General features: G+C 74.0%; 29 protein-coding genes. 11 read left to right on the top strand and 18 right to left on the bottom strand.

Annotated features, from left to right (window positions below; genetic code table 11):
- Positions 1 to 73: 73 nt before the first annotated feature.
- From JQN84_RS25170 to JQN84_RS25160, 3 genes are all read left to right on the top strand, one after another.
- Positions 74 to 1,033: a PaaX family transcriptional regulator gene (locus tag JQN84_RS25170; RefSeq protein ID WP_204961025.1), complete on the top strand. Its 960-nt coding sequence runs from the start codon at positions 74 to 76 to the stop codon at positions 1,031 to 1,033.
- A gap of 229 nt (positions 1,034 to 1,262) precedes the next feature.
- Positions 1,263 to 2,507: a cellulose binding domain-containing protein gene (locus JQN84_RS25165; RefSeq protein WP_204961024.1), complete on the top strand. Its 1,245-nt coding sequence runs from the start codon at positions 1,263 to 1,265 to the stop codon at positions 2,505 to 2,507.
- Positions 2,508 to 2,582: 75 nt separating this feature from the next.
- Positions 2,583 to 3,053 (top strand): hypothetical protein, encoded by a 471-nt coding sequence (locus JQN84_RS25160; protein WP_204961023.1) that lies wholly within the window; start codon positions 2,583 to 2,585, stop codon positions 3,051 to 3,053.
- Positions 3,054 to 3,066: 13 nt separating this feature from the next.
- Here the strand turns inward: JQN84_RS25160 and JQN84_RS25155 are convergent, their stop codons facing one another.
- The 7 genes from JQN84_RS25155 to JQN84_RS25125 all read right to left on the bottom strand — a co-directional run bounded on the left by JQN84_RS25155 (position 3,067) and on the right by JQN84_RS25125 (position 8,050).
- On the bottom strand, positions 3,067 to 3,843 hold the full coding sequence (locus JQN84_RS25155) for an IclR family transcriptional regulator (protein ID WP_204961022.1): 777 nt from the start codon (positions 3,841 to 3,843) through the stop codon (positions 3,067 to 3,069).
- 1 nt (position 3,844) lies between these two features.
- On the bottom strand, positions 3,845 to 4,225 hold the full coding sequence (gene pcaC / locus JQN84_RS25150; protein ID WP_204961021.1) for a 4-carboxymuconolactone decarboxylase: 381 nt from the start codon (positions 4,223 to 4,225) through the stop codon (positions 3,845 to 3,847).
- On the bottom strand, positions 4,225 to 4,998 hold the full coding sequence (gene pcaD / locus JQN84_RS25145; protein WP_307821429.1) for a 3-oxoadipate enol-lactonase: 774 nt from the start codon (positions 4,996 to 4,998) through the stop codon (positions 4,225 to 4,227). The genes pcaC and pcaD overlap by 1 nt, the downstream gene beginning before the upstream one ends.
- A 120-nt stretch (positions 4,999 to 5,118) precedes the next feature.
- Positions 5,119 to 5,691 (bottom strand): protocatechuate 3,4-dioxygenase subunit alpha, encoded by a 573-nt coding sequence (pcaG, locus tag JQN84_RS25140; protein ID WP_204961020.1) that lies wholly within the window; start codon positions 5,689 to 5,691, stop codon positions 5,119 to 5,121.
- Positions 5,684 to 6,424, bottom strand: a complete 741-nt coding sequence (gene pcaH / locus JQN84_RS25135) for a protocatechuate 3,4-dioxygenase subunit beta (RefSeq protein WP_204961019.1) — start codon at positions 6,422 to 6,424, stop codon at positions 5,684 to 5,686. The genes pcaG and pcaH overlap by 8 nt, the downstream gene beginning before the upstream one ends.
- Positions 6,421 to 7,197 carry a CoA-transferase subunit beta gene (locus tag JQN84_RS25130; RefSeq protein ID WP_281898333.1) on the bottom strand — a complete coding sequence of 259 codons (777 nt, stop codon included), beginning with the start codon at positions 7,195 to 7,197 and terminating at the stop codon, positions 6,421 to 6,423. Before JQN84_RS25130 ends, pcaH begins: the two co-directional genes overlap by 4 nt.
- 34 nt (positions 7,198 to 7,231) lie before the next feature.
- Complete coding sequence (locus JQN84_RS25125; RefSeq protein ID WP_204961018.1) at positions 7,232 to 8,050, bottom strand: CoA transferase subunit A; 819 nt, start codon at positions 8,048 to 8,050, stop codon at positions 7,232 to 7,234.
- 258 nt (positions 8,051 to 8,308) lie between these two features.
- Between JQN84_RS25125 and JQN84_RS25120 the strand changes: the two genes are divergently transcribed.
- From JQN84_RS25120 to JQN84_RS25095, 6 genes are all read left to right on the top strand, one after another.
- Positions 8,309 to 9,481 (top strand): 4-hydroxybenzoate 3-monooxygenase, encoded by a 1,173-nt coding sequence (locus JQN84_RS25120; protein WP_204961017.1) that lies wholly within the window; start codon positions 8,309 to 8,311, stop codon positions 9,479 to 9,481.
- 212 nt (positions 9,482 to 9,693) lie between these two features.
- Positions 9,694 to 10,656 carry an ABC transporter substrate-binding protein gene (locus JQN84_RS25115; protein ID WP_239486102.1) on the top strand — a complete coding sequence of 321 codons (963 nt, stop codon included), beginning with the start codon at positions 9,694 to 9,696 and terminating at the stop codon, positions 10,654 to 10,656.
- A 74-nt stretch (positions 10,657 to 10,730) separates the two neighbouring features.
- The gene (locus JQN84_RS25110) at positions 10,731 to 11,525 is read left to right on the top strand and encodes an ABC transporter permease (RefSeq protein ID WP_307821428.1); all 795 of its coding nucleotides are present in this window, start codon (positions 10,731 to 10,733) and stop codon (positions 11,523 to 11,525) included.
- Entirely contained in the window at positions 11,522 to 12,346 is an 825-nt protein-coding gene (locus JQN84_RS25105) for an ABC transporter permease (protein ID WP_307821427.1), read from the top strand. The genes JQN84_RS25110 and JQN84_RS25105 overlap by 4 nt, the downstream gene beginning before the upstream one ends.
- On the top strand, positions 12,339 to 13,151 hold the full coding sequence (locus JQN84_RS25100) for an ABC transporter ATP-binding protein (protein WP_204961015.1): 813 nt from the start codon (positions 12,339 to 12,341) through the stop codon (positions 13,149 to 13,151). Before JQN84_RS25105 ends, JQN84_RS25100 begins: the two co-directional genes overlap by 8 nt.
- 30 nt (positions 13,152 to 13,181) lie before the next feature.
- Positions 13,182 to 14,036 carry a PaaX family transcriptional regulator gene (locus JQN84_RS25095; protein ID WP_204961014.1) on the top strand — a complete coding sequence of 285 codons (855 nt, stop codon included), beginning with the start codon at positions 13,182 to 13,184 and terminating at the stop codon, positions 14,034 to 14,036.
- Here JQN84_RS25095 and JQN84_RS25090 read toward each other — a convergent pair.
- From JQN84_RS25090 to JQN84_RS25075, 4 genes are all read right to left on the bottom strand, one after another.
- Complete coding sequence (locus tag JQN84_RS25090; protein WP_204961013.1) at positions 13,999 to 15,525, bottom strand: acyl-CoA synthetase; 1,527 nt, start codon at positions 15,523 to 15,525, stop codon at positions 13,999 to 14,001. The two genes, JQN84_RS25095 and JQN84_RS25090, sit on opposite strands and share 38 nt — an antisense overlap.
- Before the next feature lie 55 nt (positions 15,526 to 15,580).
- Positions 15,581 to 16,033 carry a MaoC family dehydratase gene (locus tag JQN84_RS25085; RefSeq protein WP_204961012.1) on the bottom strand — a complete coding sequence of 151 codons (453 nt, stop codon included), beginning with the start codon at positions 16,031 to 16,033 and terminating at the stop codon, positions 15,581 to 15,583.
- On the bottom strand, positions 16,030 to 16,932 hold the full coding sequence (locus tag JQN84_RS25080) for an amidohydrolase family protein (protein WP_204961011.1): 903 nt from the start codon (positions 16,930 to 16,932) through the stop codon (positions 16,030 to 16,032). Before JQN84_RS25080 ends, JQN84_RS25085 begins: the two co-directional genes overlap by 4 nt.
- Before the next feature lie 72 nt (positions 16,933 to 17,004).
- On the bottom strand, positions 17,005 to 17,931 hold the full coding sequence (locus JQN84_RS25075; RefSeq protein WP_204961010.1) for an SDR family NAD(P)-dependent oxidoreductase: 927 nt from the start codon (positions 17,929 to 17,931) through the stop codon (positions 17,005 to 17,007).
- 82 nt (positions 17,932 to 18,013) lie between these two features.
- On the opposite strand from JQN84_RS25075, the gene JQN84_RS25070 reads away from it, so the two are divergent.
- A complete protein-coding gene (locus JQN84_RS25070; RefSeq protein WP_204961009.1) occupies positions 18,014 to 18,478 on the top strand; it encodes a MarR family winged helix-turn-helix transcriptional regulator in 465 nt (154 codons plus the stop codon).
- A 9-nt stretch (positions 18,479 to 18,487) separates the two neighbouring features.
- Here the strand turns inward: JQN84_RS25070 and JQN84_RS25065 are convergent, their stop codons facing one another.
- From JQN84_RS25065 to JQN84_RS25050, 4 genes are read right to left on the bottom strand one after another with little or no spacing between them, the layout of a single operon-like run.
- Positions 18,488 to 19,240 carry an IclR family transcriptional regulator gene (locus tag JQN84_RS25065; RefSeq protein ID WP_204961008.1) on the bottom strand — a complete coding sequence of 251 codons (753 nt, stop codon included), beginning with the start codon at positions 19,238 to 19,240 and terminating at the stop codon, positions 18,488 to 18,490.
- A 30-nt stretch (positions 19,241 to 19,270) separates the two neighbouring features.
- Positions 19,271 to 20,209 carry a PDR/VanB family oxidoreductase gene (locus JQN84_RS25060; protein WP_204961007.1) on the bottom strand — a complete coding sequence of 313 codons (939 nt, stop codon included), beginning with the start codon at positions 20,207 to 20,209 and terminating at the stop codon, positions 19,271 to 19,273.
- Positions 20,206 to 20,409 carry a hypothetical protein gene (locus JQN84_RS25055; protein ID WP_204961006.1) on the bottom strand — a complete coding sequence of 68 codons (204 nt, stop codon included), beginning with the start codon at positions 20,407 to 20,409 and terminating at the stop codon, positions 20,206 to 20,208. Before JQN84_RS25055 ends, JQN84_RS25060 begins: the two co-directional genes overlap by 4 nt.
- On the bottom strand, positions 20,406 to 21,449 hold the full coding sequence (locus tag JQN84_RS25050; RefSeq protein WP_204961005.1) for a Rieske 2Fe-2S domain-containing protein: 1,044 nt from the start codon (positions 21,447 to 21,449) through the stop codon (positions 20,406 to 20,408). The genes JQN84_RS25055 and JQN84_RS25050 overlap by 4 nt, the downstream gene beginning before the upstream one ends.
- A gap of 179 nt (positions 21,450 to 21,628) precedes the next feature.
- Here JQN84_RS25050 and JQN84_RS25045 point away from each other — a divergent pair, with 179 nt between their 5' ends.
- The gene (locus tag JQN84_RS25045; RefSeq protein WP_204961004.1) at positions 21,629 to 22,423 is read left to right on the top strand and encodes a class I SAM-dependent methyltransferase; all 795 of its coding nucleotides are present in this window, start codon (positions 21,629 to 21,631) and stop codon (positions 22,421 to 22,423) included.
- 60 nt (positions 22,424 to 22,483) lie between these two features.
- Here JQN84_RS25045 and JQN84_RS25040 read toward each other — a convergent pair whose 3' ends face one another.
- The 3 genes from JQN84_RS25040 to JQN84_RS25030 are packed head-to-tail and all read right to left on the bottom strand — an operon-like array spanning position 22,484 to position 24,971.
- Positions 22,484 to 23,446 (bottom strand): nitroreductase family protein, encoded by a 963-nt coding sequence (locus JQN84_RS25040; protein WP_204961003.1) that lies wholly within the window; start codon positions 23,444 to 23,446, stop codon positions 22,484 to 22,486.
- Positions 23,446 to 24,534, bottom strand: a complete 1,089-nt coding sequence (locus JQN84_RS25035) for a GNAT family N-acetyltransferase (protein WP_204961002.1) — start codon at positions 24,532 to 24,534, stop codon at positions 23,446 to 23,448. The genes JQN84_RS25040 and JQN84_RS25035 overlap by 1 nt, the downstream gene beginning before the upstream one ends.
- Positions 24,531 to 24,971, bottom strand: a complete 441-nt coding sequence (locus JQN84_RS25030) for a DUF4188 domain-containing protein (protein WP_204961001.1) — start codon at positions 24,969 to 24,971, stop codon at positions 24,531 to 24,533. The genes JQN84_RS25035 and JQN84_RS25030 overlap by 4 nt, the downstream gene beginning before the upstream one ends.
- Positions 24,972 to 24,973 lie beyond the last annotated feature (2 nt).

Raw genomic sequence — 24,973 nt, 5'->3', positions numbered from 1 at the left:
ACGGGCGGCCCGGCGGCCCGCGGGCGGCCCGGTCGGCGGCACCGGCCGTACGGTGGTGCGACAATCTGACGGGGTGACCGCCGAACAGCCCGTCCCCGACGTCCGCACCCCCCGGGCCCCGCTCGGGTCGAGCCCGCAGCACCTGCTGGCCACGCTGCTCGGCGAATACCTCGACTCGGCGGACGCCGACCTGCCGTCGGCGGCGGTGATCGCGATGCTGCGGGAGTTCGGGGTCACCGAGCCCAGCGCCCGCGCGGCGCTGTCCCGGCTGGTCAAACGGGGTCTCATCGCCACCCGGGGCGACACCCGGCCGCCGGTCTACCACCTCACGCCCACGGCGATCGCCCGGCACCGTTCCCGGATGCGGCACTTCCTGACCTTCGGCGCGCAGCCGCCGCCCTGGACCGGGGACTGGGTGCTGGTCTCCTACTCGATCCCCAGCGCCGGTCAGGCCGCCCGGCACGTGGTGCGCCGGGCGTTGGCCGGGCTGGGGTTCGTGGGCCTCTACGACAGCGTGTGGATCAGGCCGGGGGTCGACGCCGCACCGGTCCGGGCGGAGCTGGCGGCGCTGCTGCACCCCGTCGTGGGGGCCCGGTGGTCGGTGCTGCACGCCCGGTTCGACGAGGAGGCCGGACCGCACGGCCCGGCCGCCGCGTACGACCTGGCCGGTCTCGCCGCCGGCTACGCGGCGTTCGTCGCGCGGTTCGCGCCGTTGCGGGCGGCGGCCCGTCGGGGCACTGTCGATCCGGCCACCGCGCTGGTGGCGCGGACCTCCGCGATGGACTTCTGGCGCCGGTTCGCCGACACCGACCCGGATCTGCCCGCGCACCTGCTGCCGCAGCCCTGGCCCCGTGGTCAGGCCCGGGAGACCTTCCTCGACGTCCACTCCCGGCTCGGTGCGCTGGCCCGGTCCCGGCTGATCGAGGTGACCGCGCCGCACTGGCCGGACGCCGCCCGGTGGATCACCCACTTCGACGCCCCGGGCGACCCCGACCGACCGGGACCGGCCGGTGGCCCGCGTCGCACCTGCTGACCGTTGCCGCACGGGCGTCGCACCCGGCCCGCCAGGCGGGCAGAACATTGACACTTTTCGTTACCCCGGTGATAGTAACTGCATACCGCGACCGCCTGTGGGACTGCGGCCGGCCGGTCGACGCGTCCACGTCGACCCGCCCCGTTGCCGGCGCTGACCACCCTGGTCGGGCCCGGCGGCAGACCCGCCACCGCAGGGGGTGCCACCGCCGACACCCGCAGGAGGGTGCATGCCAAGGAGATCGAAGCTCTACGCGGGTCTGACCGCCGCGCTCGTGCCGGCAGCCGCCGTGCTGATGGCCCTCGGCGCGACGCCGGCCGACGCCGCAGTGGGCGGCTCGGGCCCCTACCCCGCCGACTACGAGACCTCGACCAGCCTGCCCAACCACACCATCTTCCGGCCCCAGACGCTGCCGACCGAGCGCCTGCCGATCCTCGTCTGGGGCAACGGCGGCTGCTCGGCCAACGGCCTCTCGCAGGGCAACTTCCTGCGTGAGATCGCCTCGCACGGCTTCCTGGCCATCGCCAACGGCGGCCCGAACGCCTCCGGTTCCACCAACTCGCAGATGCTCACCCAGTCCATCGACTGGGCGGTGGCGGAGAACTCCCGCCAGGGCAGCAAGTACTACAACCGGATCGACACCGGCAAGGTCGCCGTCGCCGGCTTCTCCTGCGGCGGCCTGGAGGCGTACGCCGTCTCCAACGACCCCCGGGTGACCACCACCGGCATCTTCAGCAGCGGCCTGCTCAACGACGCCGACGACTACCAGCTGCGGCGGCTCACCAAGCCGATCGCCTACTTCGTCGGCGGGCCCAGCGACATCGCCTACCCCAACGCCATCGACGACTGGGGCAAGCTGCCCGCCGGGCTGCCCGCCTTCATGGGCAACCTCAACGTCGGCCACGGCGGCACCTACGACCAGCCCAACGGTGGCGAGTTCGGCCGGGTGGCGGTGCTCTACCTCAAGTGGCGGCTCAAGGGCGACACCACCGCCGGCACCAACTTCGTCGGCGCGAACTGCGGGCTGTGCCGTACCCAGTGGACCGTCCAGCAGAAGAACCTGACGCTCGACGGCCCGCCGCCGACCACCCCGCCGCCCACCACCCCACCCCCGACCACTCCCCCGCCCACGACCCCACCCCCCACCACTCCCCCGCCCACCACTCCCCCGCCCGGCGGTGCCGGCTGCACCGCCGTCTACGCCGTGCAGGACCAGTGGAACGGCGGCTTCGTCGCCAACGTCAGCGTCACCGCCGGCTCCGCCGCGCTCACCGGCTGGCGGGTCACCCTGACCCTGCCGGGCGGGGCGGCGGTCAGTTCGGTGTGGAACGGCGTCGCCACCGGCACCAGCGGCACCATCACCGTCACCAACCAGAGCTACAACGGCAGGCTGGGGGCCGGACAGAGCACCAGCTTCGGGTTCCAGGGCACCGGAAACGGCACCGGAACCACCGCCACCTGCACCGGAAGCTGACCGCCGCACGGGTCGCACGGTGTGGCGGGTCGGTACCGGGTACCGGCCCGCCGCACCGTGTTCTAGGGTGCCGGCATGACGAGCGCGCCCCGGGAGGCGGAGACCCGCATCGGGCCGGTCGGCGCGCTGCTCTGCCGGCTGATCTTCCTGGCCATCTGCCTGCCCGGCCCGGTCCTGCTCGCCGCCGACGTGACCGGCGACCTGCCGGTCTCACCCGGGGAGCGCTGGGGGCTCGTCGCCGGCGGGGTGTTCACCACCATCGTCGGGGTCGGCTTCGGTGTCTTCGGCTGGCGGGTGGTCGACCGGTCCCGCCGCGACGCGCGCCAGCTCGACGCGACCGGAGTCGCCGCCACCGCCGAGATCCTCACCGTGGCGCACCACCTCGGCGGAGAGGGCCCGGAGCTCGACCTGCGCCTGCGGATCAGCGGGCCCGGCTTCGCCCCCTTCGAGGCGGACACGGTCCGGCCCGACGACCCGGGACTCGTGCCCGGCCGGCTGCTGGCCGCCGTGGTGGACCCGGCGAGCCGGCTCTACCGGGTCCGGTGAGGACGCCAAGCCCTCACCCGCCGCGCAGGTCCTCCTCGATCCGCTTGGCGGTGGTCAGCAGCGGCGGGAGCAACTCGCGCCGGATCAGCTCGAACGACCCCCGCGAGGCGTGCGCGGACAGGTTCACCGCCGCCACCACCGACCCGTGCGGGCCATGGATCGGCGCGGCCAGCGACCGCAACCCCTCCTCCAGTTCCTGGTCCACGATCGCGTACCCCTGGGCGGCGATCTTCGTCAGGACGGCACGCAACTTCGCCGGGTCGGTGACCGTACGCCGGGTCAACGGTTGCAACCGCGCGGTGGCGAGGTAGTCGGTCAACCGGTCCGCCGGCTGCGCGGCGAGCAGCACCCGCCCCATCGACGTGGCGTACGCGGGGAACCGGGTCCCGACGCTGATCCCCACCGTCATGATCCGTCGGGTGGGCACCCGGGCGACGTAGACCACTTCGTCGCCGTCGAGCACCGACACCGAACAGGACTCGTGCACCTGCGCGACCAGCGCCTCCATGTGCGGTTGGGCGATCTCCGGCAGGCCCAGGCCGGACAGGTAGGCGTAGCCGAGGGCGAGGATCCGCGCCCGCAGCGAGAACAGCCGGCCGTCGCTGTGCACGTAGCCCAGCTCGACCAGGGTGAGCAGGAACCGGCGGGCCGCGGCCCGGGTCAGCCCGGTGCGCCGGGCCACGTCGCTCAGGGTGAGCTGCTGATGCTCGGCGTCGAACGCCCGGATCACCGCGAGCCCACGCTCCAGCGACTGCACGAACTCCGGTGACCGTGCCGCCTGACCGCCCACCTCACCCAGCCTCTCGCCGCAGCGCCTCCCGGGCCACCGAGAACGCCCGGTTCGCCGCCGGTACGCCAGCGTAGACGCCCACCTGGAGCAGGACCTCCGCCACCTCCAGTTCGGTCAGCCCGTTGCCCAGCGCGGCCCGCACGTGCATCGCCAACTCCTCCTCGTGGCGCAGGGCGGCGAGCACCGCGAGGGTGACGCAGCTACGGGTACGCCGGTCGAGGCCGGGCCGGGTCCACACCTCACCCCAGGCGTAGCGGGTGATGAAGTCCTGGAAGTCGGCGGTGAACGCGTCGGTGCCGGCCACGGCGCGGTCGACGTGCGCGTCACCGAGCACCTGTCGGCGTACGGTCATGCCGGCCTCGTGCCGTTCGCGGTCGTCCATCAGCCACCCGCCTGTTCGAAGTGTTCCCGCAGGAGTCGGCCCACCTGTCCGGGTCGCTCGACGTTGGCCAGGTGGGCCGCCGCGTCGAGGACGACCAGCCGCGCCCCGGGGACCAGGTCGACGATCTCCCGGGCGTGCCCGACGGGGATCGCCGGGTCGTCCGCGCCCGCGACGACCAGCGTCGGCACGCCGATCCGGCCCAGGTCGGGGCGCAGGTCCAGGGCTGCGATCGCCTCGCAGCAGGCCGCGTAGCCGGCCGGGGAGGTCGCGGTCAGCATCGCGCGGTATCCGGCCACCAGGTCCGGGCGGGCGGCGGCGAGGGTCGGGGTGAACCAGCGGGCCACCACGGCGTCGGCGACCGCCGGCAGGCCGGCGGCGCGGACCGTGGCCGCCCGCTGCCGCCACGGGTCGGGCGGGCCGAGCCACGCCGCCGTGCAGAGCAGGGCGAGTCGGCGCACCCGCCCGGGTGCGTGGGCGGCGAGCCACATGCCGACCATGCCGCCCAGCGACAGCCCCGCGTAGTGGACCCACGGCACGTCGAGGTGGTCCAGCGCCCGCAGCACCTCCCGGCCCAGCAGTTCGATGGTGTACGGGCCGGTCGGCGTCGCCGAGCGGCCGTGGCCGAGGTGGTCGTAACGGATCACCCGGAACCGTTCGGCCAGCGCCGCGACCTGGGGCTCCCACATCGCGCCGGTGGTGCCGAGGGAACTGCCGAGCAGCAGCACCGGCGCGCTGGGCGGGCCGTCGACGGTGAGGTGCAGCCGGGAGGTCACGGTGCCGCGTCCCGGGCGACGGCCGGCGTCGCGTCGACGGACCGGCCGGCCGACCCGGGCCGGTGGTCCCGGTCGCGCACCTGGTCGATCCGCCCAGCGGACATGCCGGTGAGCGGGCCGTCAGACGGCGAAAAAGACGGTCTCACGGTCGCCCTGGAGGTGGATGTCGAAACGGAACCCGTCAGGTGCGGCGCTGGCCAGCAGCGTGCCCCGGCGCTCGGCCTCCACGCTGTTCAGCACCGGGTCGACGGCGTTGGCCGCCGGCTCGTCGGGGAGGTAGAGCCGGGTCACCAGGCGGTGCAGCAGCCCCCGGCCGAGCACCGACAGGGTCAGGTGCGGGGCCTCGGTGCCGCCGTCCGGGTCGGGTAGCGGCCCCGGCCGGACCGTCAGCAGCCGGTAACACCCCTGGTCGTCGGTCTCGCTGCGGCCGAACCCCCGGAATCCCGCGAGCCGCGGCGGCCGGGCCCCGCGCGGGTCGTCGGGGTGGTCGAACCGGCCGTCCGGGTCGGCCTGCCAGCTCTCCACCAGCGCGTCGACCACGGGTTCCCCGGTGCCGTCGACGATCCGGCCCCGGATCCAGAACGCGCCGGGGGTGCCCTCGGGGACGATGTACGGGCCGTCGGGCCAGTGCAGGCCGATGCTCAGGTACGGCCCGACGGTCTGCGCCGGGGTGACGCCCAGCCGGTCACTCATCGTCGCCGTCCTCGAAGGGGGTGTCCTCCCGGCCCCGCAGCACGATGTCGAACGCGTAGGCCAGCGCCCACTCGGGCTGGGTGGCGGCGTGGTCGTAGCGGGCGACCAGCCGTTGCCGGGCCATCGGGTCACGCACCGAGTGCAGCACCGGGTCCTGGAAGAACAGCGGGTCACCGGGGAAGTACATCTGGGTCACCAGCCGCTGGGTGAACGCCCGGCCGAACAGGGAGAAGTGGATGTGCGCCGGCCGCCAGGCGTTGTCGTGGTTGCGCCAGGGGTAGGCACCCGGTTGGACGGTGACGAACCGGTACCGCCCCTGCTCGTCGGTGAGCGTCCGGCCCACCCCGTCGAAGTGCGGGTCGATCGGGGCCGGCCAGGTGTCGCGGGCGTGGCGGTAGCGTCCGGCGGCGTTGGCCTGCCAGATCTCGACCAACGTACGCGGCACCGGCCGGCCGTCGCCGTCGCGGACCCGGCCGTGCACGATGATCCGCTGCCCCTGCGGTGACCCGTCGTGCTGGCGGGTCAGGTCGTGGTCGAGGTCGCCGAGGCGTCCCTCGCCCAGCAGCGGCCCGGTGACCTCGGTCAGCCGCTGCGGCAGGTGGGCCAACGGCTGCCGGGGCGCCCGCGTCACGGTCGACCGGTAGCCGGGGCTGAACAGCGGCGGGTGGGCGTCGACGTCGTCGCGCCGGTACGCCGGCAGCGGCAGCCCGCGCCCTGTGGTGTCCTCGGTCATGGTCGGCTCCCCTCGGCCGTGGCCCGCAACGCGCGCAGCACCGCCAACTCGTGTGCCGTGGGCGGGTCGTTCGTGGTCAGCGGTTCGGCGACGGCGAGGTCCCAGCCGGTGGCGGCCCGCGCCTGTTCCCGGGTCACCCCGGGGTGCAGCCGGGTGAGGGTCAGCTCGCAGCTGACCGGGTCGGGTGCCAGGACGCCGAGGTCGGTGATCACCAGTCGGGGGCCGCCGCCGCGCAGGCCGAGCCGTTCCCGGTCCCCCGGGCCGGTGCCGTAGCCGACCGAGGTGACGAAGTCGACGCGGCTGGTGAAGGTGCGCGGGTTCTGCCTGACGATCACCACGACCTCGCGGCAGGAGGCGGCGATCTCGGGGGCCCCGCCCGCGCCGGGCAGCCGGACGGCCGGGGTCGCGTAGTCGTCGCCGACGACCGTGGTGTTGAGGTTGCCGTACCGGTCGAGCTGGGCCGCGCCGAGGAAGCCGACGTCGATCCGGCCGGGCTGGAGCCAGTAGTTGAACACCTCGGGCACCGACACGACCGCGTCGGCGGTGTCGGCGAGGACGCCGTCACCGATGGACAGTGGCAGCCGGTCCGGTTTCGCGCCGAGGCAGCCGGACTCGTAGACGAGCACCAGGTTCGGGGCGTGGGTGGCGCGGGCGAGGTTCGCCGCGGTGCTGGGCAGTCCGATCCCGACGAAGCAGGCGACGCCGTCGCGGAGCTGCCGGGCGGCGGCGACGGTCATCATCTCGTCGGCGGTCCACCCGGTCGGGCCGCTCACGTCGGCCTCCCGGGGCGGGGGTCGGGCGGCGCGCTCATGCCGCCGCCCCGGCCCGGTGCACGTGCCGGTCGAGCCAGGCGCGGAAGGTGTCGCGGTCCCGGCTGACGGCGTCCCAGGCCCGGTAGAAGTCGTTGTCCCGGACCGAGTAGCCCTGGGCGTAGGAGGGGTGGGCGCCGCCGGGCACCTCGGCCACGGCGGTGACCGCCCAGCCGGGCAGCACGACCTGCCCGGGGACGGGGGTCAACTCGGGCACGACCTCCTCGACGGTGACCAGCGACCGGTGGGCGGCGAGCACCGCCTCCTTCTGCACGCCGGTGATGCCCCACAGCTGCACGTTGCCGGCCCGGTCGGCGCGTTGGGCGTGCACCACTGTCACGTCGGGGCGCAGGGCCGCCACGGCGGTGAGGGTCTCGCCGGTGAACGGGCAGTCGACCGAGCTGACGTTGGCGGTGTGCCGGGGCAGGTCGGTGCCGGTGTAGCCGCGCAGCACGGCGAACGGCAGGCCGGACGCGCCGGCCACGTAGCGGTTGGCCATCCCGGCGTGGCTGTGTTCCTCCAGCTCCAGCGGGCGCGGCCAGGAGTGCTGCACGGCGTCGCGGAACCGGTGCAGCGATCCCACGCCGGGGTTGCCGCCCCAGGAGAAGACCAGCCGGCGGGCACACCCGGCACCGATGAGCTGGTCGTAGATGACGTCGGGGGTCATCCGGACCAGGGTCAGCTCCTGCCGTCGCTGGCGGATGATCTCGTGACCGGCGGCGAACGGGATGAGGTGGGTGAAGCCTTCCAGGGCCACCACGTCGCCGTCGTGGACCAGTTCCGCCACGGCCTGCGCGAGCGGGACGAGCGTCGCCATGCGCCTCCCGCCTCGCCTCGGACCGGTGTTCGCCATGCGGACCATCGTGCTCATGTCGAACGTACGACGGGTGGCGACATCCGTCAATGTCCGCATCGGGCCCGGCGTCGGGACGACCACCGTCCGGGCAGGACGTTGACGGGAGCCGGGCCGCGTGCCAACGTTCAATGGGAGAACACCCGTTCGCCCAGCGAACACTTTCGGTGGCCCGCCGCCGGGCCCCGGTGTCGGGCCGGCGTCCAGGAAGGACGGACCGGGATGCGAACCCAGGTCGGCATCGTCGGCGCCGGGCCGGCGGGCCTCATGCTGTCGCACCTGCTGCACCGGCAGGGCGTCTCCTCGGTGGTGCTGGAGAGCCGCAGCCGCGAGCACGTCGAGCACCGGCTGCGCGCCGGGGTGCTCGAACAGGGCTCGGTGGACCTGCTCTGCCGCACCGGCCTCGGCGAGCGGCTGCTCCGCGAGGGGCTGCGGCACGAGGGCATCGAGCTGCGCTTCGCCGGGGAGTCGCACCGGGTGCCGATGACCGAGCTGACCGGACGGGCGATCACCGTCTACGGGCAGCAGGAGGTGGTCAAGGACCTGATCGCCGCGCGCCTCGCGGCCGGCGGCACGATCCTGTTCGACGCCGAGGTGACCCGGCTGGACGGGCTCGACTCCCCCGACCCGGTGGTCCACTACCGACGCGACGGCCGCGACGAGCAACTGCGCTGCGACTTCGTGGCCGGCTGCGACGGGTTCCACGGGGTGAGCCGGGGCGCGGTGCCCGACGGGGTGCTGACCAGCTACGAGCGGGCGTACCCGTTCGCCTGGCTGGGGGTGCTCGCCGCCGCCGCGCCGGCCGTGGAGGAACTCGTCTACGCCCACCACGAGCGGGGTTTCGCCCTCTACAGCATGCGCTCGCCGCAGGTCTCCCGGCTCTACCTCCAGGTCGCCCCCGACGAGGACCTCGCCGCGTGGCCGGACGAGCGGATCTGGGCGGAGCTGCGGGTCCGGCTGGAGACGGTGCCGGGCTGGTCGCTCACCGAGGGCCCGGTGCTGGAGAAGTCGATCACGCCGATGCGCAGTTTCGTGGTGGAGCCGATGCAGTGGGAGCGGTTGTACCTGGCCGGGGACGCCGTGCACATCGTCCCGCCGACCGGGGCCAAGGGCATGAACCTGGCGCTGGCCGACGTCGCGCTGCTCGGCGAGGCGTTCGCCGCCTGGTACTCCCACGGCCGCACCGACCTGCTGGCGGGCTACTCCACCACCGCGCTGCGCCGGGTCTGGCGGGCCCAGCACTTCTCCTGGTGGATGACCTCGATGCTGCACCGGCTGGCGCACGACGACCCGTACGAGGCGAAGTTGCAGACCGCGACGCTGCGGTACGCCGCCACCTCCCGGGCGTACGCGACGAGCCTGGCCGAGAACTACGTGGGCCTGCCCGAGGTCTGAGCGACACCACCACGACGCAGCGTCGTTCAACTTATTCATGACGGGCGTCAGAAATTCTTGACTTTCGATGTCGGGGTGGCCGACCATGGCCACCACAGCGGCGTGCGCCCCCACGCAGCGGTTGGTTCCCCCCGCAGGTCCGAGGCATCCCGCCGACTTCCGACGCACCCCACCACCCCCGCCCAGGAAGGGCCTCGTCAATGAAGAAGGTCATGGCTCTCGGGTTGATCGCCGTCACCGCGATCGCCCTCACCGGATGTACCGACTCCGACGCGTCCACCCCGTCCGCGCCGACCTCCGGCGACCTGCGCAAGGTCCGGGTCGCCGCGCTGCCGATCACCGAGACCGCCGCGCTGTGGGGCGGCATCAAGGCGGGCCTGTTCGCCGAGCGCGGGCTCCAGGTCGAGGTGCTGCCCGCCCAGGGCGGCGCGCAGGCCATCCCGGCGCTGATGAACGGCGACATCGACTTCGCCATCGGCCAGCCGTTCGGTCCGTTCCGCGCCGACCTGCAGAACCTGGGCGTCGTCATCATCGGCAACTACGCCTCCTCGTACGCCCAGGGCGACGACATCAACGCCGTGGTGGCCTCGGCGAAGTCCGGTGTCACCAGGCCGGCCGACCTCGCCGGCAAGCGGGTCGCGGTCAACAGCCTGGGCGCGGCCGGCGACGTCACGATCATGGCGGCGGTGGAGAAGGACGGCGGCGACCCCAGGAAGGTCAAGTTCGTCGAGGTGGCCTTCCCGGACGCCCCGGCCCAGCTCGCGGCGGGCAACATCGACGCCGCCTGGGTGCCGGAACCCTTCGTCACCCAGCTGAAGGGCCGGGGCGACAGGTTCGTGGTGGCGCCCTACCAGGCGGTGGTGCCCGGCCTGGCCACCCTGACCACCATCACCACCACCGCCCGCCTCGACAAGGACGCCGAGCTGGTCGAGGACTTCTCCGCGGCGATGAAGCAGACCCTCCAGTGGGCGCAGGACCCGGCCAACGCGCCGGCCCTGCGACAGGCCATCAAGGACAACCTCCAACTGCCGCCGCCGGTGGCGGAGTCGGTCAGGCTGCCGGCGTTCGGCTGGGACGTCGACCGGGCCAGCCTCCAGACCCTCGCCGAACTCGCCGGCAGGTACCGGGTGCTCGACCGGCAACCCGACCTCGACCGGCTCATCCGCCAGCAGTAGCCGACCCGGCGACGCCCCGGCGGCCGGGCCGCCGGGGCGAGGCCGACCCCGCCACCTTCGGAGGTGACCCGCCCGTGCCCACCACCCGACGGCCACCCGCGTTGCGCAGGACGCTGCTGGGCGTCACCGGCCTGGCCGCTTTCCTCGTCGGCTGGCAGGCGATCCCGACGCTGGGCCTGATCGACCCGCAGTACCTGCCGTACGTGACGGACGTGCTGGCCCGGCTCGCCGAACAGCTCGTCGACCTGGCGTTCTGGCGGCGACTCGGCAGCACCATGACCTCCTGGGCGATCGGGCTGACCGTGGCGACCCTCGCCGCCGTGGCCCTCGGCACCCTCGTCGGCCTGGTGCCGTTCCTGCGCCGTAGCACCCACACGATGGTCGAGTTCCTGCGCCCCATCCCGTCGGTCGCGCTCATCCCGCTCGCCGTGCTGATGTTCGGCATCCAGCGGCAGGCCGCCCTGGTCATCATCGTCTACGCGTCGTTCTGGCAGGTGTTCGTGCAGGTGATCTACGGGGTAGCCGACGTCGACGCGGTCGCCCGGGACACCGCGCGCAGCTTCGGTCTGCGCCGCCGCGAGCAGTGGACGCACCTCGTCCTGCCGACCACCCTGCCGTACCTGATGACGGGTCTGCGGCTCGCGGCGGCGGTGGCGCTCATCCTGGCCGTCACCGCCGAGATGGTGATCGGCAACCCCGGCCTCGGCCGCATGATCGAGCTGTCCCGTTCCGGCGGCGACGCGGTCGGCCTGTACGCCCTCGTCGTGGTCACCGGCCTGCTCGGGCTGGCGGTGAACCTCGTCTTCCGGTTCGTCGAACGGCAGACGCTGTCCTGGCACGAGTCCGTCCGTGGGGAGCGGGCGCGGTGACCGCGTACCCGGGCCGGGTCGTCGCCGGGCCACGCCGCCGCCGGGCCGGCGCGCGGGCCGGGGCGGGCCTGCTGCACGCGCTCGGGCTGCCGATGCTGCTGCTGGTGCTCTGGGGCCTGGCGGCGACCGGGACGACGAACCGGTTCCTCCCCGACCCGGTGACGATCGCCGACGCCTTCGTCGACACCTGGATCGGGCCCGCGTTCGTCCAGGACGTGCTGCCCAGCCTCTACCGCCTCGGCCTCGGGGTCGCCGCGTCGGTCGTGCTCGGCGTCGCCGCCGGCACCGTCATCGGCCTGACCCCGTGGCTGCGTGAGCTGCTCGAACCGCTGCTGGAGTTCCTCCGGGCCGTCCCGCCGCCGGTGCTGATCCCGGTGGCGATGCTCCTGCTCGGCATCACCGACACCATGAAGGTCGTGGTGATCGTCTCCGGCGCGGTCTGGCCGATCCTGCTCAACACGGTCGAGGGGGTCCGGGGCACCGACAGCGTGCTGACCCAGACCGCGCTGTCGTTCCGGGTCACCCGGTGGGAGCGGCTGTGGTTCCTGGTGCTCCCCGCCGCCAGCCCCCGGATCATGGCCGGGGTCCGGCAGGCCCTCTCGGTCGCGCTCATCCTGATGGTCATCTCCGAGATGTTCGCCTCGTCGGCCGGGCTGGGCTACCGGATCGCCTACTTCCAACGCAACTACCTCGTCGCCGAGATGTGGAGCGGCATCCTGCTGCTCGGCGGGGTCGGCGTGCTGCTCGCCGTCGTCTTCGGGGTCGTCGAACGGCGCGTGCTGCGCTGGTACCACGGAATCAGGGAGGTCAACCGTGTCTGACCGGGGCACCCTGCTGCGGGTGGCGCAGCTGCGCAAGGTCTACGAGTCCCGCACCGGGGACGTCGAGGCGATCGGGGACCTCAGCTTCACGATGGACACCGGCGAACTCGTCTGCATCGTCGGACCGTCCGGATGCGGCAAGACCACCCTGCTGAAGTGCCTCGCCGGGCTGCTGCGCCCGACCGGCGGCACCGTCGAGATGCACGGCGCGCCGGTGACCGGCCCCAGCCCCGCCATGGCCGTGGTGTTCCAGGAGTACGGCCGCAGCCTCTACCCGTGGCTGACCGTACGCGGCAACGTCGAGCTGCCGCTGCGGCACAAGCGGCTGTCCCGCGCGCAGCGGCACACCCTGGTCACCGACGCGCTCGACGCGGTGGGCCTGGCGCACGCCGCCCGCAGCCACCCGTGGCAGCTCTCCGGCGGGATGCAGCAGCGGGTGGCGATCGCGCGGGCCGTCGCCTACCAGCCGGAGGTCCTGATCATGGACGAGCCGTTCGCGGCGGTGGACGCGCAGACCCGGGCCGACCTGGAGGACCTGGTGCGGGAGCTGCACGCCCGACGCGGGATCTCGGTCCTGTTCGTCACCCACGACATCGACGAGTCGGTCTACCTGGGGCAGCGGGTGCTGGTGCTGTCCCACGCGCCGACCCGGGTACGCGAGGACCTGGTGATCGACCTGCCGGCCGAGCGTGACCAGATCACCACCCGGGCCCTGCCCCGGTTCACCGAGCTCCGCACGCACGTCTACGGCGAGATCCAGCGGGCCAGGCGCGGGCAGAATATGGCCCCGCGACCCGCGCCGTGAGTGCGCCGGGCGACGGAGGCGGCGGAGGGGATGACCGTGGGTAGGCGGCAGCCGAAGCAACTGGTGCTCGCGTTCTTCGGCGAACACGTCGTCGACGGCGACACCGGTCCGATCCGGGCCAGTGTCCTGATCACCGTGCTGGAGGGGGCCGGGGTCGCCGCGCCGGCGACTCGGGCCACCCTCGACCGGCTGGTGCGCAGCGGCATCCTGGCCCGGGGCCGCAGTGGTCGGGAGACGTTGTTCTCGCTGACCGAGCACGGGGCGGCGGTGCTGCGCGAGGCGACGTACCGGGTGCGTGGGCCCCGACCGTTCGACCCGCAGGGCAGCGGCTGGACGCTCGTCACCTTCTCGATCCCGGAGGAGCAGCGGACGCTGCGGCACCGGCTGCGCTCCACGCTCACCTGGGAGGGTTTCGCGCCGATCCGCGACGGGCTGTGGCTGGCCCCCGGCGAGGTCGACCTCGCCGGGTCGCTGGAGCCATTGCGCCAGGATCTCGCCCCGCACCCCGTGGTCGCCTTCCACGCCCGCGAACTCGCCGGCTTCCCGATCGGCGACAGCGTCCGCGCCGCCTGGGACATCGAGGCGATCCGGCGCGAACACCTGGCGTTCATCGACCGATGGGCCGACCCGGCCGCGACCACGGCGGCGGCCGGCGCGTTGACCCTGCGCACGATGCTGGTGGCGGACTGGCTGGCGCTGCTGCGGGCCGACCCGAGGCTGCCCGCCGAGTTCATGGACGCGCAGTGGCCGGCCGCCCGGTCGGCGCAGACCTACCGCATGGCGCACCGGGCGCTGGCCGAGGCGTCCACGGCGGAGTTCGCCGCCCTGGTCACCCACCGGCCCACGGTCAGCCGGCGAACCGCGCCCGCAGCTCGGCCTTCCTGACCTTCCCCGAGGCGGTGCGCGGCAACTCGTCCACGATGACCACGTTCCTGGGCAGCTTGTAGCGGGCGATCCTGCCGTCGAGGTGGGCCCGGACGGTGCCGGTGTCCACCGACGCCCCCGCCCGGACGGTCAGCACCGCCCACGGCACCTCCCCCCAGCGGTCGTCCGGCACGCCGATGACGGCCGCCGACACCACCCCGTCGATCTCGCCGAGCAGCAGTTCGACCTCGGCCGGGTAGATGTTCTCGCCGCCCGAGATGATCATGTCCTTGAGTCGGCCGGAGACGTAGAGGTAACCGTCGTCGTCGAGGCGTCCCAGGTCGCCGGAGCGGAACCAGCCGTCGGCGGTGAACGCCTCGGCGGTCGCCTCCGGCAGGCCGTGGTAGCCGGGGAAGACGTTGGGCCCGGCCACCTCGATCTGGCCCACCGCACCGGCGGGCAGCACGGCCCCACCCGGGTCGGTGATCCGGACGTCGGTGAAGAAGTGCGGCAGGCCGACGCTGCCCTGCTTGGCCCGGGTCATCGCCGGCGGCAGCGCGGTCGCGCCCGGCGACGCCTCGGTCATCCCGTAGCCCTGGGAGAACGACAGGCCACGCGCCTCGTACGCGTCGAGGACGCGGGTCGGCACGGCGGACCCGCCGCAGGTGAGCTTCGTCAACGTGGACAGGTCGGTCGCGGCCCAGTCGGGGTGGTCGGCCAGCAGTTGGTAGGTGGTCGGCACCCCGCTGAGCATGGTGACCCGGTGCCTGGCTATCTGCGCCAGCGCCCGGCCCGGTTCGAAACCCCGCTCGATGACCATCGTGGCCCCCTTGAGGATGACGGGCAGCGCGCCCATCCCCAGCGAGGCGACGTGGAACAGCGGCGAGATCATCAGCGCCACGTCGGTGGAGACGACGTCGTAGTCGACCACACAGTTGAGCGCCACCCAGGTCAGGTTGCCGTGGGTGAGCACCGCGCCCTTGGCCCGGCCGGTGGTGCCCGAGGTGTAGACGATCGCCGCCGGGTCGGTGGGGCCGGGGTCGGCGTGCCCGGCCCGCGCCGGATCGGCGTCGCGGGTGAGCGTCGCCAGGCCCGGCCGGTCCGGGGTGCCCTCGCCGGTGACGACGACGAGTGGGGGCCGGGCGGCCGGCAGCGCGGCGGCCACCGGCACCGCGAAGTCCGGGTCGTGGATCAGCACCCGGGCCGCGCAGTCGGTCAGCACGTGGCCGATCTCGGGGGGTGCGAGCCGGGTGTTGACCGGCACGAACACGGCACCGAGCCGCACCGTCCCGAACATCACCTGGAGGAACTCCGGACTGTTCTCGCCCAGGTAGGCGACGGTGTCGCCGGTGCCGACGCCGAGCTCCGTCAGCACCGCCGCGACCCGGTCCACAGCGTCGGCGAACTGCGCGTAGGTGACGGTCGCGCCCGCACCGTGCACCAGGGCGACCCGGTCCGGGGACCTGAGCCGACGTCGGGTGACCCAGGCGTCGATTCCGTGCTGGTGCATCAGCGGTCTCCCGGTGGTGGAGGTGGGGTGATGACCTGGCCGCACGCCCGGGGTCTCAGGCGTGGAAGCGGTACAACCCGCGGGCGACCACCGCCGGCTTGGTGCCGCCCTCGATCTCGATGGTCTGGTCGACGGTGAGCTGGTAGCCGCCCCGGACCTCGGCCACCTCGACGACGGTGGCCCGCATCCGTACCCGCGCGCCGACCACGACCGGCGCGGGGAAGCGCACCCGGTCGAGCCCGTAGTTGACCTTGGTGGTCACGCCCTTGACCTCCAGCAGTTCGGTCCAGAGCGGCACGGCCAGCGACAGGGTGAGGAAGCCGTGGGCGATCGGCGCGCCGAACGGGCCGGTCGCCGCCCGCTGCGGGTCGACGTGGATCCACTGGTGGTCGTCGGTGGCGTCGGCGAACAGGTTCACCTGCTCCTGGGTGACCGTCCGGTAGCCGGTGTGCCCCAGGTCCGTGCCGGCGAGGTCGGCAAGCTGGTCGTAGGTGACGGTGGTGGTCATGGCGCTTCCTCTCGTCGTTGCCCGGCGAGGCCCAGCAGCCGGGCCGCGTTGTCCTTGAGGATGCCCGGGAGCACGTCGGGCTTGAGGTCGGTGGCCGCCACGTCGCGCAGCCACCGGTCAGGGGTCAGCAGTGGATAGTCGGTGCCGAACAGCACCCGGTGCCGCAGGACCGAGTTGGCGTGGCGTACCAGCGCGGCCGGGAAGTACTTCGGGCTCCAGCCGGACAGGTCGATCCAGGTGTTGGGTTTGTGGGTGGCCACCGACAGCGCCTCGTCCTGCCAGGGCACCGACGGGTGGGCCATGACGATCTGCAGGTCGGGGAAGTCGGCGGCGACCGGGTCGAGCAGCATCGGGTTGGACAATCCGAGCCGCAGGCCGTAGCCGCCGGGCAGGCCCGCGCCGATGCCGGTCTGTCCGGTGTGGAAGATCGCCGGGAGGCCGGCGCGTTCGATCAGGGCCCACAGCGGGGCGTACGCCGCGTCGCCGGGGTCGAAGCCCTGCACGGTGGGGTGGAACTTGAACCCGCGTACCCCCTCCTGCTCGATCAGCCGGGCGGCGAGGTCGAGCGCCGCCGCGCCGGTGCGCGGGTCGACCGACCCGAAGGGGATGAGCACGTCGGCGTGCTCGGCGGCGGCGCGGGCGATGGCGGCGCTGGACAACGGCGGGTGCCGCAGTTGGGTGCCCGCGTCGACGGTGAAGACGACGGCGGCCATCCGCCGCTCGCGGTAGTACCGGGCCACCGCGTCGACGGCGGGCCGGGGCCCGTCGGTGCGGAAGTACTTCGACACGGCCGCCACCAGCGGTTCGGGCAGTGAGGCGTGGCCGTGGTCGTCGACCTCGATGTGCACGTGCATGTCGATCGCGGTGACGGCGTCGAGGTCGATCGCGGACTGGTACATGGGGCGGCCTCCGTCGGGCGGGTCCGGTCCGGCGGGTCGGGCGGTGTCGCGGGTCGGCTGACGCGGGCCGGGTCAGGGGTTGGCCGGCTGGAACTGGGCGGGCAGTTCGGGGAAGCGTTCGCCGACGCTCTGCGTGGCCCCGTCGAACGTCGTCGGCCAGGCCTCCACCAGCGCGTCGTAGGTCCAGCCGCCCTCGCGGTAGGCGGTCAGCGCCGCCTCCGGGTGGGTCCAGATCTGCAGGCGGTCACCGCCCACCCCGATCACCTGGCCGGTCACCTGGGCCGCCGCGTCGGAGGCGAGGAAGGCGACCAGGCCGGCCACGTCGGCGACGGTGCCGAAGCCGAGGTCGTGCCGGAAGAACGCGGGCATCGGCTCGCCGGCTGCCTCGGCGCGTACGGCGGCGGCGAAGTAGGGGACGGTGGCGGTCATCGCGGTCGCGGCGACCGGGACGACGGTGTTGGCGGTGATACCGGCCCGCCTGAGCTCCAGCGCCCAGGTGCGGACCATGCCGACGATGCCCGCCTTGGCCGCCGCGTAGTTGGTCTGGCCGAAGGTGCCCCGCTGCCCGGTGGGCGAGCCGATGCAGATGATCCGGCCGCCCTCGCCGGCCTGCCGCAGGTGCCGCACCGCCTCGCGCACGGTGGTGAAGGTGCCGCGCAGGTGCACGGTGACCACGGTGTCGAAGTCGTCGTCGCTCATCTTCCACAGCACGGTGTCGCGCAGGACACCGGCGTTGGTGACCAGGGCGTCGAGCCGGCCGAACGCGGCGAGGGCGGTGTCGACCAGTTCCTTGGCGGTCTCGGTCGGGCCCACCGGCGCGGTCACCCCGACGGCCCGGCCGCCGGACGCCTCGATCGTGGCCACCGCCTCGGCCGTGACGTCGGCGTCGATGTCGTTGACCACGACGCGGGCGCCCCGCCGCGCCAACTCCCGGGCGTAGGCCAGGCCGAGGCCGCGCCCGGAGCCGGTGACGATGGCGACTTTGCCGTCCAGTGACATGGGCACTCCCTTTCGTCGATGCGATCTGAGCACGAACCATTGAGAATGTCAATTATTTAGGAAGCTTGCTACCATCGTCGCCATGCCCGCCGAACGGACCCGGTCGACCGGCAGCGACCGGCTGCGGGACAGCGCGCTCGCCGGTGACCTGAGCTTCCTGCTCGCCCGCGCCAACGCGCTCGCCCTCGCCGCGGCGAACGCCGCCCTGGCCACCCATGGCCTGAAGGCCCGCTCCTACTCGGTGCTCGCCCTGGCCGCCGACGACGTCCGCCCGACCCAGCGGGAACTCGCCGAGTTCCTGCGGCTCGACCCCAGCCAGGTCGTCGCCCTCGTCGACGGGCTGGAACAGCGGCACCTCGTCGAGCGGCACGCCGACCCCGCCGACCGGCGGGCCAACGTCCTCGTCGCCACCGACGCCGGCCGGGCCCTGTTCGCCCGCGCCCGTGACGCCGTCCGCGCCGTGGGGATCGACTCGCTGTCCGTGGTGCCGGCGCAGGACCAGGCGCGGCTGGCCCGGTTGCTGCGGCTGCTGGCCTTCCCCGACTGAACCCCCGGTTCACCGGGGCGTGCTGCCCAACGCCCGGGACAGCACCCGGCCCGCCGCCTGCACCAGCGGGGCCAACGCCACCGGGTCCGCCCGGTCGTGGGCGACCACCAGCGACAGCGCCGCCACCACCCCCTCCGGGGCCCGCACCGGCGCCGCCACCGACAGGGCGTCCATGGTGACCTGCCGGTCGCTGACCGCGTACCCGACCCGGCGCACCTCGGCCAGGCAGCTGCGCAGCCGCCCCGGATCGGTGACCGTCAACGCGGTGTAGCGCTCCAGCGGCGCGGCCAGCACCCGTTCCTGCACCTCGGCCGGGGCGTGGGCGAGCAGCACCAGCCCGACCCCGGTGGCGTGCAGCGCGAACCGGCCGCCCACCCGGGTGCGCACCGGCACCGCCTGCCGGCCGGCGATCCGTTCGATGAAGACCAGTTCGAGCCCCTGGCGGACGGCGAGCTGCACGTTCTCGTGCGTCACCTCGTACAGGTCCTCCATCACCGGCAGGGCCACCTCACGCAACCCCAGGCCCCGCGGCGCGAGCGAACCCACCTCCCACAGCCGCAGGCCGATCCGGTACCGACCGTCGTCGCCCCGCTCCAACGCGCCCCAGGCGAGCAGTTCCGCCACCCGACGGTGCACGGTGGACAGCGGCAGCCCGGCCCGGCGGGCCAGCTCGCTCAAGGTCAGGGCCGGCCCGTCCGGGGTGAACGCGTCGAGCAGCGCCAGCACCCGACTGGTCACCGTCCGACCCGGTTGCCCACGCATCCCACCATCCTCCCCGCCCGCGCCGGCCGGTCACAGTTCCAGGACGAGCCGGGGCGTACGGGCCCGCGAGACACAGATCAACATGGTGTCCCCGGCGGCGCGGTCCTGCGCGGACAGCAGGCTGTCCCGGTGCTCGGGCACCCCGGCCAGCACCGGCGTCTCGCAGGTGCCGCAGGTCCCCTCCCCGCAGGACGACAGGACCGGCACCCCGGCCTCCTGCACCGCCCGCAGGATCGGCACCCCCGGCGGCACGGTCACCGTCCGCCCGGACAGCGCGAGTTCCACCTCGATCGCCGTCTCCGGGCCGGTTGTGGCGTCCCGGGGGGCGAACCGCTCGACGTGCAGCCGGCCGGGCGGCAGATCCCGGCAGTGCTCCTCCACCGCCCGCACCAGCGCCTCCGGGCCGCAGCAGTAGACCAGGCCGTCGCCGGCACCGGCCAGCAGCCCGGCCAGGTCGAGCAACCCGGTCTCGTCCTGCGGGTACAGGCCGACCCGGTCGCCGTACCTGTCGCGCAGCGCGGCGGCGTACGCCATCGTGGCGCGGGTCCGCCCGCCGTACGCCAGGTGCCAGTCGGCGTCCGCGGCATCGACGGCGGCGACCATCGTCAGAATCGGGGTGATCCCGACGCCACCGGCGACGAACAGGTACCGGCGGGCCGCGACCAGCGGGAACGTGTTGCGCAGGCCGTGCATCCGGACCGTGCCGCCGACGGCGAGCCGCTCGTGCGCCGCCCGGGAGCCGCCGCGTCCCGCCGCCTCCCGCTGCACCGCGATCCGCAGGACGCTCCGGTCGGCCGGGTCGCCGCAGAGCGAGTACTGCCGCACCAGCCCCGGGCCCAGCTCCAGCTCGACGTGCGCGCCGGGCGCCCAGCCGGGCAGTTCACCGCCGTCCGGGCGGGTCAGGCCGAACTCGACCACCCCGTCCGCGACCGGCTGCCGGGCCACCACCACCAGGTCCGTCCCGGTCACGCCGGCACCGCCCGCCGACCGGTCGGGACGCCCGCCGCCGGGGTGCGGTGGCCCCGCGGGTGCCCGAGCAGCCACTGCCACAACTCGGCCGGTTCCTCGGCGAGCCGCTGCGCGCCACAGTGGCAGGTGCCCCGCAGGGTGTCGGTGCCCGGCACCCAGTGCACCCGGTAGACCCGGCCCCCGCCGGCCCCGGGCGTCACCGGGGCGCTCCCACCGTCCCCGGGGCGACCAGCCGGGCCAGCAGCCGCCGGGCGGCCAACCCGCCGGTGTCGATGTTGATGCTCAGCTCCTGGTACCGCTCCGGTTCGGCCGCGATCACCCGCTCCAGCACGTTCAGCGCCGCGACGTCCTGCATCACCACCGTGTGGTTGCTCTGGTGCAGGTACGCGCTGACCGACTCGTCGTCGACCGCGAAGTCCCTGGCCACCGCCCAGAAGTCGTACGTGCTGTGCGCGGTCGACGGGGTGATGGCGTAGACGATCTCGGCGTGGAAGGCGTCGCTGTCCTCCCCCTGCGCTGGCGGGTAGACGCCCTGCGGGGCGATCCGGCTGTGCAGCAGGTAGAGGCACGGCGGGTGGTACTCGATATCCTGCCAGCGGGTGATCCGGCCCTGGATGCCTGTCGAGCGGGCGTAAAACGGCGGGCACTCGGCGTCGTCCATGTGCCGGCTGACGTGCACCACGCCCCGGTCCTCGTCCACCTCGGTGGTGATCGGGGTGTCCGCCACCTCGGGGGTGCCGATGTAGCCGCCGTGCAGGTAGGTCTCGTGGGACAGGTCCATCAGGTTGTCCACCAGCAGGCCGTAGCGGGCGTCCAGCGGGGCCATGCCACGGACCACCGCGTACCGGGGGTCGGCCAGCCACGGCGCGCGGGGGATCATGGCCGGATCAGCCCGCTCCCGGTCGCCGATCCACACCCAGACGAAGGAGTCCTGCTCCACCACCGGGTACGCCGCGACCCGCGCGGTGCGCGGAATCCGCCGCTGACCGGGGACGAAGACGCAGGCACCGGTGGGGTCGTAGGTGAAGCCGTGGTAGCCGCAGACGACGGTGTCGCCGTCGAGCCGGCTCTGCGACAGCGGGTAGCGCCGGTGCACGCACCTGTCGGCCAGCGCCACCGCCTCCCCCGCGCCGGTGCGGTACAGCACCAGCGGTTCACCGAGCACGGTACGGGCGAGCAGGTCCCGGCCGACCTCGACGCCGTGGGCCGCCACGTACCACTGGTCTCGGGCGAACTCCATCCGGACGACCTCCTAGCCGGCTCACCATCGACAGAGGTGAATCATCGCGCCCGGGGCCGCCACCGGGGAGCATGCCTTCCGTCGAGTGGAAGCCGGGGTCCGGGCACCGCCGCCGGAACCACGCCGGGTGCCACGCGAGCGGGGTGCCGCGGCTGCGGATCGTGCGGCACGATGGTCAGGTGAACACCCAGGGGTACGCGTTCGACAACGCCAGCGACCAGGCCACCGCCCACCACGACGCGCTGGCCGACCTGCTGGACGGGCCGACCCGGGACGCGCTCACGGAACTCGGCGGGCTGACCGGCCGACGCTGCCTGGAGGTGGCCGCCGGGGCCGGCAGCATCGCGCTCTGGCTGGCCGACCGGGCCGCCGAGGTGGTCGCCACGGACATCGCCCCGCAGCACATCCCGGCGCACCCCCGCCTCGTCGTACGTCGCGAGGACATCGTCACCGACCAACCAGCTGGCACCTTCGACCTGGTGCACGCCCGGCTGGTCCTCGGCCACCTGCCCCGGCGGGAGGAGGCCCTGCGGCGGATGGTCGCCGCGCTGCGGCCCGGTGGCGCGCTGCTCATCGGCGAGTTCGCCCACCCGTCCGCCGACTTCGTCGTCGACGCGCCCGACCCGGCAACCGCCGACCTGCTGATCCGTTACCTGGCCGCGCACGTGGCGACGCTGACCGCCCGGGGCCTCGACACGGGGTGGGCGCAACGGGCCCCCGCCGTCTTCGCCGACGCGGGACTGACCGATGTGCGGTCGGGCACCACGGCGGGCCGCTGGCGTGGCGGCGGCCCGGGCTGCCGGCTGCTGCGGGCCGGCATTCCGCAGCTGCGGGCCGCCCTGCTGAGCCACGGGATGACCGACGCCGACCTCACCGCGACGATGGCCGCCCTCGACGATCCCCGGGTGGTCGTCAACGGCTTCCCCTTCGTGCAGGTCAGCGGTCGCGCCCCGGACCACCCCGGCCCGGCCTGACGCAGCCGGCCCGGGTCACCCGGCCACCGGCCGGGGCGACGGCGGCCGTGGGTGCGCCGGTCAGGCCCGGACCCGACGGGCCGAGCGGGGCGCGGGGCGGACGGGCCGGCCGACCCGGGTGACGTGCAGCAGCCGATGCGGTGCGACGTCGAGCAGCGCACCGAGCGCCGCCCGGGTGGCGGGGACGTCGATGAGCTGGCTCAACGGGTGGGCGGCCAGTCCCGCCGTGTGCAGGGTCAACCAGGCCCGCAGCAGCACCCGCCCGAACGTGACCTGCCCTGGGTGGTCGAGATGGTCCGGGGCGAGCAGCACCAGCACGGTGCCGCCCTGGGCGAGGGGGTCGCCGGCGGCGGCGAGCAGGCGCGGCAGGCCCAGCGGGCGCAGCACCGGGTACCCGGCCAGTGCCGCGCGCAGCCCGACGGCGGCGGGGCGGGACAGGGCGAGGCACCTGTCGGTCAGCCCGTCGGCGTGGTAGCCCGGGTGGGTCGGGTCCAGCCGCAGCCAGTGCCGCAGTTCCGCGACGACCGCCGGGTCGGCGTACTGCCGGCGGTCGGCGGTGCGCAGCAGTGCGCCGAGCCGGCCGGCGTCCGGTACGGCCCGCACGCTGCCGCCGGCCGGGCCGGCGACCGCGTCCAGGGCGGTACGGGTGTCGGTGTCCACCGCCCCGACGAGGACGCCCCGGTGGGTCCGGCGTTCCCACACGTCGGTGGTGCGGAACGGGGTCGGGTAGCGGTCGGGCGCGGGGCGCAGCAGCCCCACCCAGCTGTGGTGTTCGTCGTGGTCGGCGACGTACTCCAGCCGCAGGCCGGCGTCGGCCGCGACGATCAGGCAGGTCTCCACGAACGCGCCGAGGGACAGCCGCAGGTCCCGACCGGTGGGGTCGCCGACGGGCAGGGTGTGGGCGGGTTCCCAGCCGACCCGGATCGCGTCGGGTTCGTAGCGCAGCCGCCACGGTTGGGTGTTGTGCGCGCTCGGGGCCCGCCAGCACCACGGTTCGAGGGCGCGGAACGCGTCGTGGTCCACTAGCGCTCCCTGGCGTAGAAGGTGTAGCCGTGCAGCGGGCGACCGCCGAGGCGGCGGTACTGGGCGGCCGAGGCGGCGTTGTCCCGTTCGACGTAGGTGCTGCGCAGCGTGGTGTAGCCGCCGGTGTACAGGTTGCGGTGCAGGTGGGCGGAGAGCAGCCGCTGGTAGCCGCGTCCCTGGTGCTGCGGGAGCACCCCCTTGACGATCAGCACCGCCTCCCGACGGTAGCGGCGGCGGGTGGCCAGCAACCGGGCCTGGTTGAGCAGGTGCAGGTCACCCCGGACGGCGATCAGGAACTCGCTGATGTCGGGCACGCAGAGCACGAACGCGACCGGCTCGCCGTCGCGGGTCAGGTAGAGCAGCAGCGACTCGTCCAGCAGGTACGCCAGCCCGTCGGTCTGCCGTCGCAGCTGCGCGGCGGAGATCGGGGTGTAGTAGCCGAGCTGGGCGAAGGAGGCGTTGAGCATCCCGCGCAGCAGGTCGAGCTGCTCGTCGAGGTGGCGTACGTCGCCCCGGTGCAGCGCGATCCGGGCGCCGTCCGGGTCGACGTGCTCTGCCGGGACCGGCTCCGGTGGGGCGGGCACGGGGCAGATCCAGGTGTCGGCCTCGAACCGGCGGACGAACCCGTACGCCTCGTAGGCGGTCGGGTACCACGGCGGGTTCCAGGCGCTGTCGACGAAACCCCGCTCGGCGTGCCCGGAGGTGATCACGCCGCCGGCCTGGTTGGGCAGCAGCGCCACCGGGCCGAACAGCAGGTCCCGGTCGGCGTCGGCGTGCGCGGCGATCGCGTCGAACAGCGGCTGCGCCGCCGGCTCGGTGAACTCGGTGAGCCCGAAGAGCTGGCACCGGCGGCCCAGCTTGGCGTCGAAGTCCGCGTCGGTGTGCAGGGTGGTCCGGCCGACGACCGTGCCGGTGGCGTCGCGCAGCAGGTACAGCGGTACGCCGTCGCGCCACCAGCGGCGGATCTGCTGGCGCGGGATGGGCACATGCCGGGGTTCACCGGCGTAGAGGCGGTCGCCGAAGGCGAGGAACTGCCGCAGGCCACGTCGGTCGGTGACCCGGGTGAACCGGTGCCGGGCGGGGCTCATCGGCGTACCGCCGGCCCGGTCGTCTCCGCGCCCAGCGGGGTGAAGGTCTCGATGTGCCCCATCTCGGGGTCCTCGGCCCGCCAGGTGCCGTTGGAGTAGCCGTCGGGGCTGGCGGTGTAGAGCCGGATGAAGCCGGCGGTGGCGTTGCGGGTGCCGTCGGTCAGCCAGACCATCAGCCGGCGGTGGTGCCGGGTACGGGCGAAGCGCAGCATCGCGTCGCGGTCGGTGAAGAACGCGATGGTGCCGAGGGTCAGCGGGAACTGCCAGTAGACGGTGTGCCAGCAGTAGCCGTTCATCCGGCGCATGTCGCGCAGCATCCGGAACCAGGAGGGGGCCAGCCGCAGCAGCACCAGCGGGTTGGTGTAGCGGGTGCCGCCGATGAACATCGCGCCGGCGCGGGCCTGCGCGGGGGCGCGGGAGAAGTCACGGGTACGCATGG

This window comes from Micromonospora humidisoli, assembly GCF_016900955.1.
Classification (GTDB): Bacteria; Actinomycetota; Actinomycetes; order Mycobacteriales; family Micromonosporaceae; genus Micromonospora; species Micromonospora wenchangensis.
Note: the sequence above shows the minus strand (reverse complement) of the source record. Positions and strands in the feature narration are given on the sequence as shown.

Coding starts and splice junctions, on each gene's coding strand:
- JQN84_RS25165 (WP_204961024.1), top strand. CDS start 1,263: ATGCCAAGGAGATCGAAGCTCTACGCGGGTCTGACCGCCGCGCTCGTG.
- JQN84_RS25160 (WP_204961023.1), top strand. CDS start 2,583: ATGACGAGCGCGCCCCGGGAGGCGGAGACCCGCATCGGGCCGGTCGGC.
- pcaC (WP_204961021.1), bottom strand. CDS start 4,225: ATGGACGACCGCGAACGGCACGAGGCCGGCATGACCGTACGCCGACAG.
- pcaG (WP_204961020.1), bottom strand. CDS start 5,691: ATGAGTGACCGGCTGGGCGTCACCCCGGCGCAGACCGTCGGGCCGTAC.
- pcaH (WP_204961019.1), bottom strand. CDS start 6,424: ATGACCGAGGACACCACAGGGCGCGGGCTGCCGCTGCCGGCGTACCGG.
- JQN84_RS25125 (WP_204961018.1), bottom strand. CDS start 8,050: ATGGCGACGCTCGTCCCGCTCGCGCAGGCCGTGGCGGAACTGGTCCAC.
- JQN84_RS25120 (WP_204961017.1), top strand. CDS start 8,309: ATGCGAACCCAGGTCGGCATCGTCGGCGCCGGGCCGGCGGGCCTCATG.
- JQN84_RS25115 (WP_239486102.1), top strand. CDS start 9,694: ATGGCTCTCGGGTTGATCGCCGTCACCGCGATCGCCCTCACCGGATGT.
- JQN84_RS25095 (WP_204961014.1), top strand. CDS start 13,182: ATGACCGTGGGTAGGCGGCAGCCGAAGCAACTGGTGCTCGCGTTCTTC.
- JQN84_RS25090 (WP_204961013.1), bottom strand. CDS start 15,525: ATGCACCAGCACGGAATCGACGCCTGGGTCACCCGACGTCGGCTCAGG.
- JQN84_RS25085 (WP_204961012.1), bottom strand. CDS start 16,033: ATGACCACCACCGTCACCTACGACCAGCTTGCCGACCTCGCCGGCACG.
- JQN84_RS25080 (WP_204961011.1), bottom strand. CDS start 16,932: ATGTACCAGTCCGCGATCGACCTCGACGCCGTCACCGCGATCGACATG.
- JQN84_RS25075 (WP_204961010.1), bottom strand. CDS start 17,931: ATGTCACTGGACGGCAAAGTCGCCATCGTCACCGGCTCCGGGCGCGGC.
- JQN84_RS25070 (WP_204961009.1), top strand. CDS start 18,014: ATGCCCGCCGAACGGACCCGGTCGACCGGCAGCGACCGGCTGCGGGAC.
- JQN84_RS25065 (WP_204961008.1), bottom strand. CDS start 19,240: ATGCGTGGGCAACCGGGTCGGACGGTGACCAGTCGGGTGCTGGCGCTG.
- JQN84_RS25050 (WP_204961005.1), bottom strand. CDS start 21,449: ATGGAGTTCGCCCGAGACCAGTGGTACGTGGCGGCCCACGGCGTCGAG.
- JQN84_RS25035 (WP_204961002.1), bottom strand. CDS start 24,534: ATGAGCCCCGCCCGGCACCGGTTCACCCGGGTCACCGACCGACGTGGC.
- JQN84_RS25030 (WP_204961001.1), bottom strand. CDS start 24,971: ATGCGTACCCGTGACTTCTCCCGCGCCCCCGCGCAGGCCCGCGCCGGC.